This is a genomic window from Variovorax sp. GW458-11-26-14-LB1 (genome assembly GCF_059423965.1).
Window position 1 is genome coordinate 1 of the sequence record NZ_JBWKYW010000046.1, and the last position, 20,433, is coordinate 20,433.

General features: G+C 68.3%; 18 protein-coding genes. 15 read left to right on the forward strand and 3 right to left on the reverse strand.

The features are described from left to right. The first annotated feature begins 1 nt into the window (after window position 1). The 10 genes from AC07YS_RS24560 (at window position 2) to AC07YS_RS24605 (ending at window position 13,858) form a co-directional block, all read left to right on the forward strand. The gene (locus AC07YS_RS24560) at window positions 2–604 is read left to right on the forward strand and encodes a ubiquinone biosynthesis protein (protein WP_495273761.1); all 603 of its coding nucleotides are present in this window, start codon (window positions 2–4) and stop codon (window positions 602–604) included. A 121-nt stretch (window positions 605–725) separates the two neighbouring features. Further along, window positions 726–2,894, forward strand: coding sequence for a flotillin family protein (locus AC07YS_RS24565; RefSeq protein WP_062476401.1), 2,169 nt, complete (start codon window positions 726–728; stop codon window positions 2,892–2,894). A 14-nt stretch (window positions 2,895–2,908) separates the two neighbouring features. Continuing rightward, window positions 2,909–3,454, forward strand: a complete 546-nt coding sequence (locus tag AC07YS_RS24570) for a TFIIB-type zinc ribbon-containing protein (RefSeq protein WP_062476404.1) — start codon at window positions 2,909–2,911, stop codon at window positions 3,452–3,454. 12 nt (window positions 3,455–3,466) lie between these two features. Beyond that, complete coding sequence (locus tag AC07YS_RS24575; RefSeq protein ID WP_495268146.1) at window positions 3,467–8,734, forward strand: DNA repair ATPase; 5,268 nt, start codon at window positions 3,467–3,469, stop codon at window positions 8,732–8,734. Beyond that, the gene (locus tag AC07YS_RS24580) at window positions 8,734–9,432 is read left to right on the forward strand and encodes a phospholipase D-like domain-containing protein (RefSeq protein WP_159277368.1); all 699 of its coding nucleotides are present in this window, start codon (window positions 8,734–8,736) and stop codon (window positions 9,430–9,432) included. Before AC07YS_RS24575 ends, AC07YS_RS24580 begins: the two co-directional genes overlap by 1 nt. Then, entirely contained in the window at window positions 9,432–10,205 is a 774-nt protein-coding gene (locus AC07YS_RS24585) for a hypothetical protein (RefSeq protein ID WP_495268147.1), read from the forward strand. The genes AC07YS_RS24580 and AC07YS_RS24585 overlap by 1 nt, the downstream gene beginning before the upstream one ends. Window positions 10,206–10,315: 110 nt before the next feature. Continuing rightward, window positions 10,316–11,488 carry a CaiB/BaiF CoA transferase family protein gene (locus AC07YS_RS24590; RefSeq protein WP_495268148.1) on the forward strand — a complete coding sequence of 391 codons (1,173 nt, stop codon included), beginning with the start codon at window positions 10,316–10,318 and terminating at the stop codon, window positions 11,486–11,488. Further along, window positions 11,485–12,468, forward strand: coding sequence for a hydroxymethylglutaryl-CoA lyase (locus tag AC07YS_RS24595; protein WP_495268149.1), 984 nt, complete (start codon window positions 11,485–11,487; stop codon window positions 12,466–12,468). The genes AC07YS_RS24590 and AC07YS_RS24595 overlap by 4 nt, the downstream gene beginning before the upstream one ends. Further along, window positions 12,465–12,845, forward strand: coding sequence for a VOC family protein (locus AC07YS_RS24600; protein ID WP_495268150.1), 381 nt, complete (start codon window positions 12,465–12,467; stop codon window positions 12,843–12,845). The genes AC07YS_RS24595 and AC07YS_RS24600 overlap by 4 nt, the downstream gene beginning before the upstream one ends. A gap of 47 nt (window positions 12,846–12,892) precedes the next feature. Continuing rightward, window positions 12,893–13,858: a Bug family tripartite tricarboxylate transporter substrate binding protein gene (locus AC07YS_RS24605; protein WP_495268151.1), complete on the forward strand. Its 966-nt coding sequence runs from the start codon at window positions 12,893–12,895 to the stop codon at window positions 13,856–13,858. 16 nt (window positions 13,859–13,874) lie between these two features. On the opposite strand, the gene AC07YS_RS24610 is transcribed toward AC07YS_RS24605, so the two are convergent. Continuing rightward, window positions 13,875–14,021, reverse strand: coding sequence for a hypothetical protein (locus tag AC07YS_RS24610; protein WP_167395007.1), 147 nt, complete (start codon window positions 14,019–14,021; stop codon window positions 13,875–13,877). Between the two features lie 204 nt (window positions 14,022–14,225). Here AC07YS_RS24610 and AC07YS_RS24615 point away from each other — a divergent pair, with 204 nt between their 5' ends. Further along, entirely contained in the window at window positions 14,226–14,672 is a 447-nt protein-coding gene (locus AC07YS_RS24615) for a GNAT family N-acetyltransferase (protein WP_495268152.1), read from the forward strand. Window positions 14,673–14,811: 139 nt separating this feature from the next. Here the strand turns inward: AC07YS_RS24615 and AC07YS_RS24620 are convergent, their stop codons facing one another. Beyond that, a complete protein-coding gene (locus AC07YS_RS24620) occupies window positions 14,812–15,378 on the reverse strand; it encodes a LuxR C-terminal-related transcriptional regulator (protein WP_062476432.1) in 567 nt (188 codons plus the stop codon). A gap of 93 nt (window positions 15,379–15,471) precedes the next feature. Between AC07YS_RS24620 and AC07YS_RS24625 the strand changes: the two genes are divergently transcribed. From AC07YS_RS24625 to AC07YS_RS24640, 4 genes are all read left to right on the forward strand, one after another. Continuing rightward, entirely contained in the window at window positions 15,472–16,275 is an 804-nt protein-coding gene (locus tag AC07YS_RS24625; RefSeq protein ID WP_062476435.1) for a CoA transferase subunit A, read from the forward strand. A 1-nt stretch (window position 16,276) separates the two neighbouring features. Further along, on the forward strand, window positions 16,277–16,915 hold the full coding sequence (locus AC07YS_RS24630; protein WP_056573812.1) for a 3-oxoacid CoA-transferase subunit B: 639 nt from the start codon (window positions 16,277–16,279) through the stop codon (window positions 16,913–16,915). Window positions 16,916–17,020: 105 nt separating this feature from the next. Beyond that, window positions 17,021–18,418: a CoA transferase gene (locus tag AC07YS_RS24635; protein ID WP_495268153.1), complete on the forward strand. Its 1,398-nt coding sequence runs from the start codon at window positions 17,021–17,023 to the stop codon at window positions 18,416–18,418. Window positions 18,419–18,430: 12 nt separating this feature from the next. Continuing rightward, window positions 18,431–19,498 carry a DUF4241 domain-containing protein gene (locus AC07YS_RS24640; RefSeq protein ID WP_495268154.1) on the forward strand — a complete coding sequence of 356 codons (1,068 nt, stop codon included), beginning with the start codon at window positions 18,431–18,433 and terminating at the stop codon, window positions 19,496–19,498. A 13-nt stretch (window positions 19,499–19,511) separates the two neighbouring features. On the opposite strand, the gene AC07YS_RS24645 is transcribed toward AC07YS_RS24640, so the two are convergent. Next, a complete protein-coding gene (locus AC07YS_RS24645; RefSeq protein ID WP_495268155.1) occupies window positions 19,512–20,420 on the reverse strand; it encodes a LysR family transcriptional regulator in 909 nt (302 codons plus the stop codon). Between the last annotated feature and the right edge of the window lie 13 nt (window positions 20,421–20,433).

Here is a 20,433-nt window from a genome sequence, read left to right on the forward strand (position 1 = left end):
GATCTACACGGTGCTGCTGGGCGTCGTGGTGATCTATTGGGTGCTCGCGGTGGTCGGCATGGTCGACTTCGAGAGCAGCGGGATCGACGTCGACCTGCAGACGCATGCCGACGGCGACACCAGCGACATGGGCCAGATCGCGAGCTACGTGGTCGCCTTCGGCCTGAACGGCGTGCCGTTCTCGGTGGCCGTGAGCCTGCTGGTGCTCGTGGCCTGGACGCTCTCGTGCCTGGGCGGCGAGTGGCTGCTGCCGCTGGTGTCGACGATGGTGCTCAAGCTGGTGGCCGGCACGGTGCTGCTGGTGGCCAGCGCGGCCCTCGCCATCCCGGTGACGGCGGTGGCCATCCGCCCGCTCAAGGGCCTCTTCGTGAGCCACACGGCCGTGAGCAATGCGGCGCTCGTGGGCCAGGTCTGTCGCGTCGTCACTGGCGTGGTGAACGAGAAGGACGGCCGCGCCGAAGTGGCGCGCCGCGGCGCCAGCCTCAATATCCGCGTCTGGGCGCCCACGCCCAACGCCCTCAAGCGCGGCTCGCACGCGCTCATCCTCGAATACGACGAGGTGGCCGCGCGCTACCTCATCGCGGCGCACGAAGACATCGTCTGAGAAGGCGTGAACGACCCCGCCATGTCCGTTCATCGGCCACGCCGGATTCGTTCACACCGTCTGACTGCGCGCATCCCTCACCCAAGTTCGTTCGCTCGCTCTTAAAGCATCTGGAGAAAAAATGGAGCCCATCATCTTCGCCGTGGTCATACTGGCCGTCGTCATCCTCGGCCTGTTCGCGATGTTCGCCAAGTTCTATCGCAAGATCGAACAGGGCCACGCGCTCATCGTGAACACGCTGCGCGCCGAGCCCGAGGTGACCTTCACCGGCCGCATGGTCTACCCGATCATCCACAAGGCCGAGCTGATGGACATCTCGGTCAAGACCATCGAGATCGACCGCTCGGGCAATGAAGGCCTCATCTGCCGCGACAACATCCGCGCGGACATCAAGGTGAAGTTCTTCGTGCGCGTCAACAAGACCGCCGACGACGTGCTGAAGGTGGCGCAGGGCATCGGCTGCGCGCGGGCCTCCAACCACGAGACGCTCGAAGAGCTGTTCTCGGCCAAGTTCTCCGAAGCGCTCAAGACGGTGGGCAAGTCGATGGACTTCGTCGACCTGTACCAGGCGCGCGACGGCTTCCGCGACGAGATCATCAGCCAGATCGGCAATGACCTCTCGGGCTACGTGCTCGAAGACGCCGCCATCGACTACCTCGAACAGACCCCGCTGTCGGAGCTGGACGCCAACAACATCCTCGATGCGCAGGGCATCAAGAAGATCACCGAACTCACGGCGGTCGAACATGTGCGCACCAACGAGCTGCGCCGCAACGAGGAAATGCAGATCAAGAAGAAGAACGTCGAAACGCAAGAAGCGTTGCTCGAACTCGAGCGCCAGCAGGCCGACGCCACCGCGCGCCAGCAGCGCGAAATTGCCAGCGTGCGCGCTCGCGAAGAAGCCGAAACCTCCAAGATCCAGTCGGAAGAGCGCACCAAGTCCGAAACCGCGCGCCTCATGGCCGAGCAATCCGTCTCGGTGCAGCAGGAGAACGTGCAGCGCGAGAAGGAAGTGGCCGAGAACAACCGCAAGCGCGCGGTGGCCATCGAGGAAGAAAAGGTCACCCGTGCCCGCGACCTGGAAATCGTCGATCGCGAGAAGGAAGTGACCCTGCAGCGCATCGAGAAGGACAAGGCCGTCGAAGTGCAGAAGAAGGCCATTGCCGATGTGATCCGCGAGCGCATCGTGGTCGAGCGCACCGTGGCCGAGCAGGAAGAAGCCATCAAGGAACTGCGCGTGGTCGCCGAGGCCGAGCGCACCAAGAAGTCGGTCGTGATCATGGCCGAGGGCCAGGCCGAAGAGAAGATGGTGCTCGACGTGAAGGCCGCCGAAACGCAAGAGAAGCGCGCCCGCCACAAGGCCGCCGAAGAACTCACGCTGGCCGACGCTAAGCTCAAGGTGGCCGAGCGCGACGCCGAATCGAAGAAGCGCGAAGCCGAGGGCGTGGAAGCCATTTCCGCCGCACCGGGCCTGGCCGCTGCCAAGGTCGAAATTGCCACGGCCCAGGCCAAGCTCGCAAGCTTCGAAGCCGAGGCTTCGGGCAAGGAAAAGCTGGGTCTGGCCGACGTGCACGTGCGCCAGGCCGATGCCGACGCGATCCTCAAGGCCGGCCAGGCCGACGCGCAGGTCATCGAGGCCCGTTCGCAGGCCGAAGCGGCCGGCATGCGGGCCAAGTTCGAAGCCGAGGCCTCGGGCAAGGAAAAGCTCGGCCTCGCCGAAGTCAACGTGCGCACGGCCGACGCCGAGGCCACGCTCAAGTCGGGCCAGGCCGATGCGCAGGTCATCGAGGCGCGCTTCAACGCCGAGGCCAAGGGCCTGCACGAGAAGTTCGAGGCCATGAAGTCCATGAGCCCCGAAACCCGCGACCACGAAGAGTTCCGCATGCGCCTGGAAAAGTCGCACATCGAAACCATGAAGGGCATCGACGCGCAGACCTCCATCGCCAAGGAACAGGCCGACGTGCTGGGCACCGCGCTCGCCAACGCCAAGATCGACATCGTGGGTGGCTCGGGCGACTACTTCGACAGCTTCGTGCGCTCGCTCTCCGTGGGCAAGGGCATCGACGGCGTCATTTCCAAGAGCCAGGCCGTGCAGGTGGCCTTCAAGGAACAACTCTCGGGCGAGCGCGACGTGGTGAAGGACCTGCGCGACATCGTCGGCGCGCTGGGCAACTCGTCGGGCGAAATCCAGAACCTCAGCGTCGCCTCGCTGATGAGCAAGATCGCCAACGACGGCACCGAAAGCCAGAAGTCGGCGCTGCAGAACCTGATCTCCTCCTTCCGCAACTGAGCCGGGGGCGCGCGATGAACCCGAACCTGAAGTGCAGTTGCGCCGCCCATGCCGCGATGCAGCCCGTCGCGCTCGCCGAAGCCTTGCTCGGCGTGCAGTGCGGCGACTGCCACGGCATGGTGATGGACATGGACGACTGGCGCAGCTGGAAGGCTGCCGACCCGAAACGCGTGCCGCACGAGGTCGACGACGAGGTGATCGAGGTGTTCGACGTCGCCGCCGTGCGCCACTGCCCCGAGTGCGAGCGCCTGATGCAGCGCCTGCGCGTGAGCGCGGGCCCCGACTTCCGCATCGACCGCTGCGTGGCCTGCCAGAACCTCTGGTTCGACCAGGGCGAATGGCGCGCCCTCGTGAGCCGCGGCCTGGCCGGCCGGCTCGACGAGCTGCTGTCCGACGGCTGGCAGCGCCGGCTGCAGACCGAGGAGGTGCGCGAGGCGCGCCTGGCCGCGCTGCGCCGCCGCTACGGCGACGACTGCATCGACGAGCTGGACCGCATCCGCGCCTGGCTCGACACCCAGCCTCACCGCGACGAATTGCTCGCACTGCTGCGCGCGGACTGACCGCGCCGATCCATGCAATCCACCGACGACACCGCAGCGCCGCCCGGCGCCCAGGCCCCCATCGACCCCACCGAAGCGCTGGTCTCCGGCAGTGGCAGCTACGACCTGCTGAAGAAGCGGCTCGAAACCCAGGGCGAGGGCCTGCTCAAGAAGACGCAGGCGCTCAACGAGCAGCGGCTGGCCGAGTTCGGCCGCTCCGACCAGGCGCTGATTTTGCGCACCCGCGCGCGCACCGAGAACAACGCCGTGGCGCGCGACATCGTGCGCATCGGCGACCTGCTGCTGTTCGGCTACAACGTCTTCATCGGCCTGCGCAAGGAAACGGCCGTGGGCGACGTGTTCGGCCTGTACCGGCTCGCATTGCCGGGCGAAGCCGCCACCGAGAACGACGAGCTGCAGCCCGTGCCGCTGGCCGGCACCTTCCTGGAAGACGCGCGTTTCGCCTCCGACTTCCGCGAGCTCTACGCCTACTACAAGCAGGCCACGCTGCTGCAGCTGCGCGTGACGCAGGACAAGCTGCTCGCCTCGTTCCAGATCGGCCAGCAGCTGCACGACGTGCGTGTGTTCCGCTGGGCCATCGAGCGCAACGGCAACATCAATTACATCGACAACCGCGGCGAGCGCGACATTGCCTTGCCCGCGAGCCACGATTTCGAGTGGACCGTCGCCACGCGCGAAGACCACGTGGGCGGCAAGCATCCGCACGTGAACGTGCTCGACACCGTGTTCGTCGAAACGCTGGGCGGCGACCTCACGGTCAAGATCGAGAACAACACCGAGACCGGGCTGGGCATCTACAGCGAGCCGGTGGAGGACAAGAGCCAGTCGCTCACCGACGCCGAGATTGCCTGGGCCAAGCTGGGCATGCTGATATTGCTGCGCGTGAAGCCCTACCGCGAGCAGGTCACGCGCTACCTGGTGTTCAACATCCGCACGCAGCAGGTCGAGCGCATCGACGCCATCGGCGGCTCCTGCGTGCAGCTGCCCGAAGACCACGGCATCATTTTCCCGGGCGGCTACTACCTGCAGTCGGGCGAGTACAAGCGCTTCGACCTGCCGGCCGAGGTGGTGGAAAACCTGCGCTTCAAGCGCATGCTGCGCTCGCCCAACGGCGAGGACGTGGCCTATGTGTTCTACGACCCGAAGCCCGGGCGCTATGCGCTCTTCAACTACAACCTGATCGACAAGAAGCTCGCCACGCCGATCATCGCCAACGGCTACGCGCGCTTTGCCGACGGCCGCATGCTGGTGTTCAACGGCGACGACGTCGAGCCCACGCGCGTGCACCCGATGCAGCTGTGGCAGACGCCCTTCGCCAGCGAAGAGCACGTGAGCGCGCAGCCGCCCGCCACCGGCTTCTTCGGCAAGATCGGCAACGCCGAACTGGTGCGCGGCGTGAGCGACCTCATGGGCATCGCCCGCGCGGTGCGCGAGCAGGCGCCCACGCGCGCCGCCTACGAAGACCTGATCCGCCAGTGCACCCGCGTGAGCGACGCCTACTTCTGGCTCGACGCGCCCGAGGCCACCGGCCTCATGGGCGAGCTGCGCAGCATCGCCGAGGTGGCGCGCAGTACGCTGGCCGAGTTCGAAAAAGTCGACACCATCCGCCGCGAAACCGCGCGCGCGCTGGCCCGCGCGGAAGACGAGCAGCACGCGCTGCTGGTCGACATTGCCAGCACCCTCTGGCGCGCACCCGACGATTTCGTGAAGGCGCTCGGGCGCCTGCGCGAGCGGCGTGGTGCGCTGCAGATGCTCAAGGAGCTGCGCTACGCCGACCTGCCACGCATCGCCGCGATGGACGCCGCGCTCGAGGTCGAGCAGCAGCGCATCGGCGAGCGCGCGATGCAGTTCCTTGCGGCCGACACGGCCTTCCACGGCCAGCGGCAGGCGCTGGACAAGCTCGCGCTCGAACTGCCCAACCTGGCCACGTCGCCCGCGCTCGGGCAGATGCTCGCCACGCTCGACGAGCAAGCTGCCGGCCTTGATCTGCTGACCGAGCAGCTGGGCAGCCTGCCGGGCGGCGACGCGGTGATTCGCACGTCGATCCTGGACCGCATCTCGCTGATCTACGCCGACATCAACCGCATGCGTGCCGATGCACGCGCGCGGCGCAAGTCGCTGGGCGCGACCGAGGCGCGTGCCGAGTTCGGCGCGCAGTTCAAGCTCTTCAGCCAGGCGGTCGAGAACGCGCTGGAGTTCGCCGACACGCCCGAGAAGTGCGACGACGCGCTCACGCGCCTCTTGGCCCAGCTCGAAGAAATCGAAGGCCGCTTCGCCGAGCAGGAAGACTTCCTGGCCGACATCGCCGAGAAGCGCGAGACCGTGTACGAGGCGCTGTCCGCGCGCCGCCAGAGCCTGGTCGACGCCCGCCAGCGCCGCGCGCAAGGCGTGGTCGACGCGGCAGGGCGCATCCTCGACGGCATCCCGCGCCGCATCGCGCAGTTCGGCGACCTGACGCAGGTCCACAGCTACTTCGCGGCCGACCCGATGATCGGCAAGCTGCACACGCTGATCGCCGACCTGCGCACGCTGGGCGCCGCGGTGCCGGCCGACGAACTCGACACGCGCCTGAAGACCGCGCGCGACCAGGCCCTGCGTTCCATCCGCGACAAGCGCGAGCTGGTGAGCGAGGGCGGCGACACGCTGCGCCTGGGCCGCCACGCCTTCACCGTGCACCGCCAGCCGGTCGACCTGACACTGGTCGCCCGCGACGAAGGCATGGCCTACCAGGTGACGGGCACCGACTACCAGAGCCCGGTCGATGAGCCCCGGCTGCTGCCGCTGCAGCGCTACTGGGACCAGTCGCTGGTGTCGGAAACACCTGAACTGTCGCGCGCCGAATACCTCGCCGGCCGCCTGCTGGAGGCGCTGCTCGCCGGCAAGGCCGAGCGCACGTGGGCCGAGGTGCTCACGCTGCTGGCCGAAGACCCGCTGCATCCGCAGCTGCTCGACATGGTTCGCCGCTTCGCTGCGGCGCGCTACCAGGAGGGCTACCAGAAGGGCATTCACGACGACGACGCGATGCGCCTGCTGGGCGCGCTCGTCGGCATGCAGGACCAGGCGGGCCTGCTCGCCTGGGGCCCGACCGAACGCGCGCTGGCCTTGCTCTACTGGCAGCACGGCCACCTGATCGCGCACCGCGAATCGATGCTGCGCCGCGCGCGCGCCGCGATGCAGATGCTGGCGCTGTTCGGCCGGCGCGATGCGCTGGAGCAGCTCGAAGCCGACATCGCGCGCGCACTGAACCACTTCGCCCGCGACGTGGTGCCCGACCTGCTGCCTGTGGCCGACACCGCAAACGACGAAACACGCGACGCGCACGACGGCCGCGTGACCACCCTGTGCGACCAGGCAGCCGCATACCTCGTGCGCGAACTCGCCGGCCCGCATGGCGGCGAGACCTGGGCCGTGTCGGGCGCGGGCGAGGACCTCGCGGCGGCCTTGCTGCGCGAGCTGGAGCGCGGCGGCCGGCGCGACGCGTGGCAGCACGACCTCGACGCCGCACCGCCGGCCGAGCGCTGGCGCCTGGCGCGCGACTGGGTGCGTGCCTACGCGACGCACCAGGCGCCGCAATCGGTCGACTGGACCGACGACGCGGCCAGCGTGCTGGCCATGCCGCTGCAGCGCACCCGCGTCAACGCGGCGCTCGACCGCACCGTCGAAGGCCTGCGCGGCGAGCACCCGCGCGTCGCCGAAGGGCGCCTGACGCTGAACCTCAACGACTTCTGGCGCCGCTTCCTGTTCCACACGATGCACGCGGTGCCGGGCTACGAGGCGCTGCACAGCCTGCGCCACGAGCTGCTCGAACGCGAGAAGGCGCGGCTCAAGCTCAGCCAGTTCCAGGCCAAGCCGCTCTCGACCTTCGTGCGCAACCAGCTGATCGACGAGCTGTACCTGCCCATCATCGGCGACAACCTCGCCAAGCAGATCGGCTCGGCGGGCGAGGGCAGCCGCACCGACCGCATGGGTTTGCTGCTGCTGATCTCGCCGCCCGGCTACGGCAAGACGACGCTCATGGAGTACGTGGCCGACCGCCTCGGCCTGATCTTCGTGCGCATCAACTGCCCGGCGCTGGGCCATGGCGTGACGGCCATCGACCCGGCGAACGCGCCCAACAGCGCGGCGCGGCAGGAGCTGGAAAAGCTCAACCTGGGCCTGGCCATGGGCAGCAACGTGATGCTGTACCTCGACGACATCCAGCACACCAGCCCCGAGTTTTTGCAGAAGTTCATCGCGCTGGCCGACGGCACGCGCCGCATCGAAGGCGTGTGGAACGGCGAGCCGCGCAGCTACGACATGCGCGGCAAGCGCTTCGCGATCGTGATGGCGGGCAACCCGTACACCGAGTCGGGCGACGTGTTCAAGATCCCGGACATGCTGGCCAACCGCGCCGACATCTACAACCTGGGCGATGTGCTCTCGGGCCGCGAGGCGGCGTTCGCGCTCTCGTACATCGAGAACAGCCTGACCTCCAACCCCACGCTGATGCCGCTGGCCTCGCGCGACCCGAAAGACGTGCAGCTGCTGGTGAAGATGGCGCAGGGCCACGACGTGCCGAGCAGCGCGCTCTCGCACGCCTACAGCTCGGTGGAGCTGGAAGAGATCAAGGCGCTGCTGCAGCGCCTGTTCCGGGCGCGCGACCTGCTGCTGAAGGTCAACCTCGCGTACATCGAATCGGCCGCGCAACAAGAGACCTACCGTGTCGCGCCGCCGTTCAAGCTGCAGGGCAGCTACCGCAACATGACCAAGCTCGCCGGCAAGATCACGCCGCTGATGCGCGACGACGAGCTCGACGCACTGCTGCGCGACCACTACCGCGGCGAGGCCCAGACGCTGACCACCGGCGCGGAAGAAAACCTGCTGCGCCTCGCGCAACTGCTCGGTAGCCCGACGGCCGAGGAGAGCGCACGCTGGACCGCCATCTGCGACGAGTTCGTGCGCCAGCGCAAGCTCGGTGGCGCCGACGTGGACGGCAGCCAGCGCATCGCGAGCAGCATGCTCGATGTGGCGCGTGCGGTCGATGCACTCAAGCCCGAGCCCATGCCACCGGCCGAGGGTCCGAACGAGAGCCAGCGCCTGGCCGACGCCATGCTGCAGATCGCCGTGACCTACCGCGAGCTGATCCTGCCGCTGGTGACCGCCACCGAACGCCGGCTCGAACTCGACCGCTCGATCAAGCAGGACATGGAGCGCCTCGCCGCCGAGGTGCAGGCCACGCGGGCCGCGCCCAAGCGCGTGCCACCGCCGCCATCTCCGCCCAAAGCCGACAAGGATCACTGATGTCCGCATTGCCCGAACTGCTGGCCCAACTCGACGCCACCCTGGCCGACGCGCGCCTGAGCGACGACGAGCGCCGCGTGCTGGTCCACACCCTGCGCGAGGCCTCGCCGCCCGAAGACGGCCTGCGCCAGCTGCGCAACCGCGCCTTCGACCTCGTGCGCTCGCGCACCGCCGACCCCGAGCAGCTGTCGCTGCTCAAGTGGCTCGAAGGCGTGGTGCGTGCGATCGACACCGGCCGCTCGCCCGACAGCGTCACGGTGCGCTCGCAGGCCTATTTCAGCCCGGGCACCGCCTGCCTGCAGGCGATCAACCAGCAACTGCGAACGGCGAAGCGCGCGGTCGACCTGTGCGTGTTCACGCTCTCGGACGACCGTATCACCGCCGAGGTGCTGGCCGCGCACCGGCGCGGCGTGACGGTGCGCTTCATCACCGACAACGACAAGGAATACGACCGCGGCAGCGACGTCGGCCAGCTGCGCGCGGCCGGCATTCCGGTGGCGGTGGACCGTACGGAGGCCCACATGCACCACAAGTTCGCGATCTTCGACGGCGCGCGGCTGCTCAACGGCAGCTACAACTGGACCCGCAGCGCCTGCGAGTACAACGAGGAGAACCTGGTGCTGAGCAACGACCCGCCGCTGGTGCGCCGCTTCGCGGACGAATTCGACACCTTGTGGAAAGAACTGCAGGCCCCCTGATGCCAAGACGAATCGACTACGACTGGGAGCTGCCCGCCGCCATGCAGCAGCGGCTGGGCGGCAGCACCTACGGCGCGCAGCGCATCATCCACGAGCAGGAGCACCTGATGGTGATCCTGCACGAGCCGCCCTCGGGTACCGGCGCCGAACGCAAGCCCATCGTGTTCCTGCGCAAGCCGGACGGCGCGTGGCTGCACAAGGGCAACAACCCCGGCGAGCGCGCGCTCGCCAAGCTGCTCGAAAGCTACCGCGCGGCGTTCAGCACTTTCGAGATCCGCCACCAGGCCGCGGAGACCTCGGAAGACCTGTTCCAGATCCTCGGCCCGCTGATCCCGCTCACCCGCGCCGCGCGGAACATGCAGGACACGCTGCAGGCCGCGCGCGATGCGGTGAAGGGCGACCTGATGCTCATCGACCAGCGCGACCTCGCGGTGGAGATCGCACGCGGCTTCGAGCTGCTGCTGGCCGACACGCGCATGTCGCTCGACTACCGGCTCGCACGCGCCGCCGAGGCGCAGGCGCACTCGGCCCTCGAGATGAGCCGTGCGCAGCACAAGCTCAACACCATCGCCGCACTGACCTTTCCGCTCATGGCCATCGGCGCGGCCTTCGGCATGAACCTGCACAGCGGGGTGGAGAACCTGCCGTCGTGGGTGTACTGGCTGATCTTCGCGGCCGGCATCTGCCTGGGCGTGATGCTGCGCGGCTGGGTCAAGACGCCGGCCGAGCCACCGGTGGTTGCCAGGTCTGCGTCCACGCTGAAGAAAAAGTAGGGCGCACCGCAGGGTCTTCGCGTTTCGCGAAGGCCTGCTGCCATCCGAGCAATTCCGTTCATCGCCATCTGTTCCTAGAGTCGGGGCAACCCACCTGGAGACAGACAAAGATGAACGCACTCGAAGGCCTGAAGGTGCTGGAGCTCGGCCAGCTCATCGCCGGCCCATTCGCCGGCAAGACGCTCGCCGAGTTCGGCGCCGACGTGATCAAGGTCGAGCCCGCCGGCGTCGGCGATCCGCTGCGCAAGTGGCGGCTCTTGCGTGGCGGCACCTCGGTGTGGTGGGAGGTGCAGTCGCGCAACAAGCGCTCGGTGTGCCTCGATCTGCGCAGCGCCGAAGGACAGGAGGCCGTGCGCGCGCTGGCGCTCGAGGCCGACGTGCTGATCGAGAATTTCAAGCCCGGCACGCTCGAAGGCTGGGGCCTGGGCTGGGAGCAGCTGCATGCGCTGAACCCACGGCTCATCATGCTGCGCATCTCGGGCTACGGGCAGACCGGCCCCTACCGCGACAAGCCGGGCTTCGGCGTGCTCGGCGAATCGATGGGCGGGCTGCGCTACCTCAGCGGCGAGCCCGGCCGGGTGCCGGTGCGTGTGGGCGTCTCGCTGGGCGACACGCTGGCTGCGCTGCATGGCGTGATCGGCGTGCTCACGGCGCTGCACCACCGCACGGCCCACGGCGGCGAGGGCCAGTTCATCGACGTGGCGCTGTACGAATCGGTCTTCAACGTGATGGAAAGCCTGCTGCCCGAGTACGACGCCTTCGGTGCCGTGCGCGAGCGGGCCGGCAGCGCCTTGCCGGGCATCGCGCCGACCAACGCCTACCGCTGCAGCGACGGCCACTACGTGCTGGTGGCGGGCAACGGCGACAGCATCTTCCGCCGGCTGATGCGCGTCATCGACCGCGCGGACCTGGAGAACGACCCGGGCCTCGTGCACAACGACGGCCGCGTGCTGTGCGTCGAAGAGATCGACGCCGCCATCGAAGCCTGGACCCTGCAGCGCAGCCGCGACGAGGTGCTGGCCGTGCTCGACGCGGCGGGCGTGCCGGTGGGGCGCATCTACACGGTGGCCGACATCGCGACCGATCCGCAGTACCTGGCGCGCGAGATGATCGTCCAGGCGCGCGGCTCCGACGGCGCGCTGCTCAAGGTGCCGGGCGTGGTGCCCAAGCTCAGTGCCACGCCGGGGCGCATTGCGCATGCGGCGCCGCGGCTGGGCGAACACACGGCGGACCTGCAGGGCGCGGGCTGGCCGGTGCGTGGCGTGGAAAGCGAGGCCGTATGAAAACCGGCAACGGCACGCGGCTGTTCATCAACGAAGTCGCCACGCGCGACGGCTTCCAGATGGAAAGCCGCTTCATTCCCACCGACGACAAGGTTGCGCTGATCGACCGGCTCGGCACGCTCGGCTACGCCAAGATCGAGGTCACTTCGTTCACCTCCGCCCAGGCCATTCCCGCGCTGCGCGACGGCGAAGAAGTGATGCAACGCATCGCCCGTCGGCCCGGCGTGGTCTACACCGCGCTCGTGCCGAATGTGCGCGGCGCCGAGCGCGCACTCGAAAGCCGTATCGGCGAGTTCAACATCGTCATGTCGGTCAGCGAGACGCACAACCTCAGCAACCTGCGGATGACGTGCGAGCAGTCCTTCGCCCAGCTGGCTGAGGTGATTGCGCTGGCCAAGCAGGCGAGGGTGCCGGTGAACGTGTCGCTCTCGTGCGTGTTCGGCTGCCCGATGGAGGGCGAGGTGCCGCTGGCAACAGTGCTGGGTTGGACCGACCGCTTCGCGGCGCTGAGCGTGCAGGGCCTCACGCTGTGCGACACCACCGGCATGGCCTATCCCACGCAGGTGCACGCTGTGTGCGAGGCCGTGCGCGCGCGGCATCCGGCATTGGAATGGACGGCGCATTTCCACAACACGCGCGGCATGGGCCTGGCGAACACGATCGCCGCGGTCGAGGCCGGCATCCGCCGGCTCGACATGTCGCTCGGCGGCATCGGCGGTTGCCCCTATGCGCCGGGCGCGACGGGCAATGTCGCGACCGAGGACGTGGTCCACATGCTGCAGTGCATGGGCTACGACACCGGCATGGACCTCGAAGGCCTGATCGGCGCTGCGGCTGAACTCGAATCGCTCGTGCAGCACGAACTGTCCGGCCAGGTCTCGCGTGCCGGCCACCGGCTGACGCGGCACGCGCCACCGGCCGATTTCAACGCCATCGTCGAACGCGCAAAGGCGCGCCCCATCAAGAAGGAGAACGCATGATCGACCACCTGGATCACCTGGTGCTCACGACCGCCAACGAAGAAGCCTGCGTGCGCTTCTACGTCGAGGTGCTGGGCATGACGCTGGAAACCTTCGGCGCCGGCCGCAAGGCCTTTCGCTTCGGCCACCAGAAAATCAACCTGCACGTGAAGGGCCACGAGTTCGAGCCGAAGGCCGAGCTTCCCACGCCCGGTTCGCTGGACCTGTGCTTCATCGCCAGCGTGCCGCTCGAAGAAGTCATCGCACGGCTGCAAGCGCAGGGCGTGCCGATCCTCGAAGGCCCTGTGATGCGCACGGGCGCCACGTCGCGCATCCGCTCGGTCTACGTGCGCGACCCCGACCTGAATCTCATCGAGATATCGGAGCTGGCGCCCTGACGCGCGCAGCCTGAAGACATCCACAAAAAACCACCGGAGACAAACCCATGAAACCCGCTCACCGCCTGCTCGCGGTCGGCCTCGCGCTGGCCGCTGCCGCCTCGCAAGCCGACACCTGGCCTTCCAAACCCCTGACCTTCGTGGTGCCCACGGCACCCGCGGGCTCCACCGACATCATGGCGCGGCTGGTCGCCGACCCGCTGCAGCGCGCGCTGGGCCAGCCGGTCGTGGTAGACAACAAGCCCGGCGCCAGCGGCAACATCGGCACCGAGTTCGTGGCCCGCGCCGCGCCCGACGGCTACACGCTGTTGCTGCAGTACTCGGGCTACCACGTCGGCAACCCGTCGCTGTACCCGAACCTGCGCTGGAGCCCGACCAAAGACTTCGTGCCGGTGGCGATGGTGATGCGCGCGCCGCACGTGGTCGCGGTGAGCGGCAAGCTGCCGGTGAGCTCGATGAAGGAGCTCATCGAGTACGGCAGGAAGAAGGAGGGCGGTCTGTTCTATGCCTCGTCGGGCAACGGCTCGATCCAGCACATCGCCGGCGAGCTGCTGTCGCGCCAGACCAAGCAACCGGCCACGCACGTGCCGTACAAGGGCTCGGGGCCGGCCATCAATGACCTGGTGGCGGGCAATGTCGACATCTTCATCACCACGCCGCCCTCGGTCATCGGCCACTTCGCGGGCGGGCGCATCAAGGCGCTGGCGTACACGGGCAGCAAGCGGCACGCGTCGATGCCGAACGTGCCGACCTCGGCCGAGGCCGGGTTGCCGGGCTACGAGGTTGAGTCGTGGTTCGCGGTGTTCGCGCCGGCGAAGACGCCGCCCGAGGTGGTGAACAAGCTCAGCGCCGAGATCAAGAAGATCGTCGAGAGCGAGGCCTTCCGCAAGAAGGTGGACGAGCAGGGCGCCTTCGCGACCTACATGGACCCGTCCACGCTGGGCAGGTTCGTCGACCAGGAACTCGCGGCCTGGTCGAAGGTGATCAAGGGCGCCGACATCAAGCCGGAGTGAACGCCCCCGGCCAGGCTCAGGGCTTGACGCCCAGCACCGACAGGATCACCGCCGCGAGGCCGAGCGCCACGGGCACCTGGTGCCCGGCCAGCGCGCGGGCCTGGGCCACGGACAGCCTGGTTTGCTGAAGGAGGTTCTTTTCCGAATGAAGGGGTGTGGACATGGTGTCTGCTCCTGTGTGGGGCGAACGATGTGTTCGCGTGGGTTCCACGATAGGCCTCTCGACCGGCGATGGCGCATGGCTTTTGTCGACACGGCGTTTCCGTTTTCGCAACGATCCGGGGGCTCTGGCAGGGAACTTCTGCCCAGAACTCAGAATGGGGTCATGCAACGGAAAGAGCGAAACACACACGGAACGGGTTTGACGATGCGCAGGGCCACCCCGGCGGACGCGGTGCCCTGGCCGCTCCTCTTCGACGCGGACGGCCCGCGCCCCGAGATCGAAAAGTACCTGCTGCGCGGCGAGCAATGGCTGGCCGAATGGGCCGGCGAGGTCGTCGGCCAGATGGTGCTCATGGCCACGCGCGTCGACACCTGGGAGGTCATGAACATCGCCGTGGCCGAAGCCCACAAGGGCCAGGGCATCGGCACCGCGATGCTGAAGAAGGCGAAAGCTCTTGCCAAGCAGCGCGGCGCGCACCGGCTCGAAGTCGGCACGGGCAACAGCAGCCTGCGCGAGCTGGCCTTCTACCAGCGCTTCGGATTTCGGATCGTCGGGGTCGACGTCAACTACTTCGTGCGCCGCTGGGGCAAGGCGACGAAGCAGAACGGCATCCCGCTGCGAGACCTGGTGCGCATGGAGATGGTGCTCTAGCGCGCCCCGCACCACGACCGCGCTCAGTGTGCGCAGGACACTGGGTGCTTCCCGCAGCGAAATCAAGGAGGAGGGCGAAGCCCGGGGGACATTCGCGGAGGGAAGTACCCGGTGGCCTGCGCACGCGCCCTGAAAAGAATCACCCCGCAATCAACTTCTGCACCAGCTCCGCAGTCGTCGCCGCCGCGTACTTGCGCATCAACCGCGCCCGATGCAGTTCCACCGTGCGATGGCTGATGCCCAGCGCCTTCCCGATCTCCTTCGAAGTCAGCCCGCGCATGACCTGCGCCGCCACCTCCCGCTCGCGCGGCGTGAGTTCGGCCTTCACCGCGCGGCGCGAACCCAGGTCTTCGAAGGTCCAGATGCCGGCCTCGTGCGGCGCCGCGCGGTTCATCGCGTGGCCGGTGACGTGGCACCAGAAGGTCTCGCCGGCCAGCGCGCCGTGCAGCCCGCCCAGGCGCTTCATCATGCGGTTGTCGGCGTAGTGGCCGCTGGCGTTCAGAAAGGGCTCCATGCGCTTGCCGATGCGCTCGAACTCCGCCACGCTGGGGTACAGGATGCTGAACGAATGCCCGACCAATGCAGAGGGCTCCGCGCCGAAAATTTCGCACACGCGCTGGTTGCAGGCGACGATGGTGCGGTTGCTCGAGACCACCATGCCGACGGGTGCATGTTCAAAAGCCAGTCGGTAATCGATCTCGGGCATCGGGTGTCACCATTACGAAATACTACGTATACGAGTAGGTAGTATCGTTGAAGCCTTTCCCACCCACTCTCCACCACCCATCAAGGAGCCCGAGTGAACAAGATTTATCCCTCCGCAGACGCGGCACTCAAGGGGGTCGTGGCCGACGGGCAGACGCTCGCGGTCGGCGGCTTCGGCCTGTGCGGCATTCCCGAAGCGCTGATCGACGCGCTCAAGGATTCCGGCGTGCAGAACCTCACCGTCATCTCGAACAACGCGGGCGTCGACGGTTTCGGCCTCGGCAAGCTGCTCGAGACGCGTCAGATCAAGAAGATGATCGCGTCGTACGTGGGCGAGAACAAGGAGTTCGAGCGCCAGTACCTGGCCGGTGAACTGGCCCTCGAATTCACGCCCCAGGGCACGCTGGCCGAGAAGCTGCGCGCCGGCGGCGCGGGCATTCCGGCCTTCTTCACGAAGACCGGCGTGGGCACGCAAGTGGCCGAAGGCAAGGAACTGCGCGAGTTCGGCGGCGAGACCTACGTCATGGAGCACTCGCTGGTGCCCGACGTGGCGCTGGTCAAGGCCGACGTGGCCGACAAGGCCGGCAACCTGCGCTTCCGTCTCACGGCACGCAACTTCAACCCCGCCGCCGCCATGGCCGGCAAGGTCTGCATCGTCGAGGTCGAGAAGATCGTCGAAGTGGGCGAACTGGCCCCCGACGACATCCACCTGCCGGGCATCTACGTGCACCGCCTGGTGCTCAACGCCACGCCCGAGAAGCGCATCGAGAAGCGCACCGTGAGCGCCTCGGTCGATGCCGCCGCCGCCAAGGTCGAGGCCCAGACCGCCATCGCCCAGGCCGCCGCCGCCGGCAGCGAATCGGCCGTGAAGGCCGTCAACAAGAAAGAAGGAGCCTGAGATGCCCTGGACCCAAGACCAGATGGCGGCCCGTGCCGCGCAAGAACTCGAAGACGGCTTCTACGTCAACCTCGGCATCGGCATTCCGACCCTGGTGGCCAACCACACCGGCACCAAGGAAGTCTGGCTGCAGAGCGAGAACGGCATGCTCGGCATCGGCCCGTTCCCGACCGAAGACAACGTCGACGCCGACCTCATCAACGCCGGCAAGCAGACCGTCACCACGCTGCCCGGCTCGGCCATCTTCGGCAGCCATGACAGCTTCGCGATGATCCGCGGCGGCAAGATCAACCTGTCGATCCTCGGTGCGATGCAGGTCAGCGCCAAGGGCGATCTCGCCAACTGGATGATCCCCGGCAAGATGGTCAAGGGCATGGGCGGTGCCATGGACCTCGTGGCTGGCGTGAAGCGCGTGATCGTGCTGATGGAACACGTGGCCAAGAAGAAGGACGGCACCGAAGACCTGAAGATCCTCGAGCAATGCTCGCTGCCGCTGACCGGCGTGGGTGTGGTCGATCGCATCATCACCGACCTGGCCGTGATGGACGTCGTGCCTGAAGGCCTCAAGGTGATCGAGCTGGCGCCGGGCGTGAGCTTCGACGCGCTGCAGGCCAAGACCGGTGCGAAGCTGATCCAGTAAGCCATCGGCACAAGGTCGCGAACGCAACGACGACAACAAGGGCAGGGCCGCGCAAGCGGACCCTGCCTTTTTCATTTCTTCTTTTTTTCCCTGAAGGGGCGACGCATGGCAACGAGTGAAGAAGTCCTGGCCGGTCTCTGGCAACTGGCGGGGTTGCCCGCCGAGGCGCTGGCTTTCGCGCGGCTCACGGGCGCCGACCCGGTGCTGCCGTCGTCCTACGCGGTCGGCCTCGCGGCGCAGGCCAGCATCGCCGCCGCCGCGCTCGCGGCCTGCGAGCTGGGACACCGGCGCGGCGTGGCGCGGCAAGAGGTCGCGGTCGACACGCTGCACGCCGCGCTCGACTGCACGGGCTGGTTCAGCCTCGACGGCCGCGTGCCCGATCTGTGGGACACCTTCTCGGGCGTGTACCGCTGTGCCGACGGCTGGGTGCGCATCCACGCCAACTTCAAGCACCACCGCGAAGGCGCGCTGCGCCTCATGAAGCTGGACCCGGCCAACGCCACGCGCGCCGACGCCGAGGCCGCGATGGCCGGTTGGCGCGCGGTCGATTTCGAATCGGCCGCCGCCGTGCAAGGCCTGGTGGCGACCGCACTGCGCCGCTTCGACGAATGGGACGCCTCGCCGCACGGGCAGGCGGTGGCGGCGCAGCCGCTCTTCACCATCGAGCGCATCGGCGATGCACCGCCGCGCGCGCTGCCGCCGCTGCAGGGCGACCAGCGCCCGCTCGAAGGTCTGCGCGTGCTCGACCTCACACGCATCCTCGCGGGGCCGGTCGGCGGCCGGGCGCTGGCGGCCTACGGTGCCGACGTGATGCTGGTCAATTCGCCGAACCTGCCGAACATCGAATCCATCGCCGACACCAGCCGCGGCAAGCTGTCGACGCACGTGGACCTGTGCACGGACGAAGGTCGCGCCGTGCTGCACGGCCTCGTCGCCGACGCGCATGTCTTCGTGCAGGGCTACCGCCCCGGCGGCATCGCGGCGCTGGGCTTCGGCCCCGAGGCACTGGCGCGCGAGCGGCCGGGCATCGTCTGCGTCTCGCTCACGGCCTATGGCACGCAGGGGCCGTGGGCCGATCGGCGCGGCTTCGATTCGCTGGTGCAGACCGCGATGGGCTTCAACCATGCGGAAGGCGAGGCCGCTGGCGACGGCAAGCCGCGCCCGATGCCGATGCAGATCCTCGATGAAGCCAGCGGCTACCTGATCGCCCTGGGCGCCGCCGCGGCACTGTGGCGCCAGCAGCAGGAGGGCGGCAGCTGGCATGTGCAGGTGTCGCTGGCGCAGACGGGGCAGTGGCTGCGCGGACTGGGCCGCGTGGACGGCGGGCTGTCGATCGCGCGGGCCGATGTCGCGCCGTACCTCGAGACCTCCGCCTCGGGCTTCGGCGAACTGGCGGCGGTGCGCCACAGCGCGCAGCTGTCGCGCACGCCGGCCGCCTGGCCGCGGCCGTCGATGCCACCGGGCAGCCATCCGCCTGTGTGGCCCGCCGCTGCCGGGGGATGAGAAACTGGGCGCATGGCTTACCTAGACATCGACAACCTCCAGAGCATTTTTCTTGACGACGAGGCGCTGCGCGCACGGCATCTGCAGCGCCAGCCTTGCGGGGCCCTGAACATCACGAGCGGCCGCATCGTGGCCTGCGACCCGCTGGTGCAGCCTGAGCGCGAGCCCTTCGTTCGCAGCGTGAGCGGGCGGGGCGCATTCCCCGTCGAGGTGCTGCAAGGCGGCGGCCGCCATGCGTTGGCCGTTCTGTGGCTGCGTGAGCGAGGCAGCCTGCATGCGAACGATCTGCGCTGGGAGGCCGCGCTGCTCGAAGGGCAGTCGCAGGACGAGCTCGGCAGCGACGAGTTCTACGGCTACCCGGTCGATGCCGGCGTCGGCTGCTTCATGGACGCCGATGCGGCCAAGGCCATGGCGGAGCGCGAGGCGCGCGAATCCGCCACCAACCCCGAGTACGTGAGCTATTACGACGACGTGCTCGGCGCTGACCTGGCTTCGTCCGACATCGCCGACCACTACCCGCTGGGCGCGGGCAGCGCGAACAACGTGCTGATCTTCAGCGCGGGCTGGGGCGACGGCAGCTACCCGAGCTTCTGGGCGCTCGACGCCGCGGGCGAGCCCGTGGCGCTCGTGACCGACTTCATGGTCATGCAGGGCGGCGACGCGCGCGACGAGGACGACAAGCGCAGCGACGCCTATGTGGCCAGCCTTTCGCCCGAGAAGCTGGCGGCGCTCGAGGCGCTGGGCGCGGCGGCGGTCCAGGGTGATGCGGTGGCAGTCCAGCCCCTGCTCGCCGGTGGGCTCGCGCAGCCCAACGAGATCATCCCCTCGCTCGGCGAGACCGCGATCATGAGCGCCATCCGCATGAACCAGCTGGACGCGCTGCGCGTGCTGCTGGCGGCGCTGCCAGGCCAACTGCCGATGCCGCCGCAGTTCTATCGCATGGACGAGGAAGAGAGCTACCTCGACTACGCGCGCCGGCTCAAGAAGCCGCGCGTGGACGGGCTGATCGACCTGCTCGAAAAGGCGGCGGCGCCGGCGCCGGCGGCCAGGCCTGGGTTCCTGAAGCGCCTGTTTTCCTGAGCGCGCGAGCCGGTCACCTGGCGTTCACCGCGCTGTCAGGCAACAGCACCTGCTGTTGCGCCGTGGCCGTCGCGCGCAGGAACTCCCACACGGTCTGCATGCGCGCCAGATGCTTCGTTTCCGCCGGCATCGACATCCAGAAGGTCCGCGTGAAGTTCGCTGCGTCCGGCAGCACCGGCTTGAGCGCGCGGTCGTCCTGCGCGATGAACGCCGGCAGTACCGCAATCCCCGCGCCCGCCGCCACCGCCCGGTGCTGCGCCAGCACGCTGGTGCTGCGCAGCGCGAAGCTGTCGGGGCGGTGCAGTTCGTCCAGGTACTGCAGTTCCTTGCTGAACAGCAGGTCGTCCACGTAGCTGATGAAGGTGTGGCCGCGCAGGTCTTCGCGGGTCTTGATGGGCTTGTGCGCGGCCAGGTACTGCTTGGAGGCGTACAGGCGCAGCGTGTAGTCGGTGAGCTTGGTCACCACCACCGGCCCGCGCGCCGGCCGTTCGAGCGAGATCACGATGTCGGCCTCGCGCCGCGACAGGTGCACCAGCCGCGGCATCGCGAGCAGGTCGATCGTGAGCTTCGGGTGCTGCACCGCGAACAGCGCCAGCTGCGGCGCCAGCACCACGGTGCCGAAGCCCTCGGTGGCGCCGATGCGCACCAGCCCCGACAGGCCCTCCTGCGAGGCCGGCGCGGTGCTCTCCACGGCCTGAAAGGCGCTCTCCATCGCCTCGACCTGCGGCTGCAACCGGCGGCCTGCCTCGGTGAGCCGGTGGCCGCCGGATTCGCGCGAAAACAGGGGCGCGCCCACCTCCTTTTCGAGCGCCTGGATGCGCCGCGCGACGGTGGTGTGGTCGACCTCCAGCCGGCGCGCCGCGCTCATCAGCGTGCCCGAGCGGGCGAGTTCGAGAAAGTAGCGCAGGTTGTCCCAGTCCATGTGCGTGCGGCCT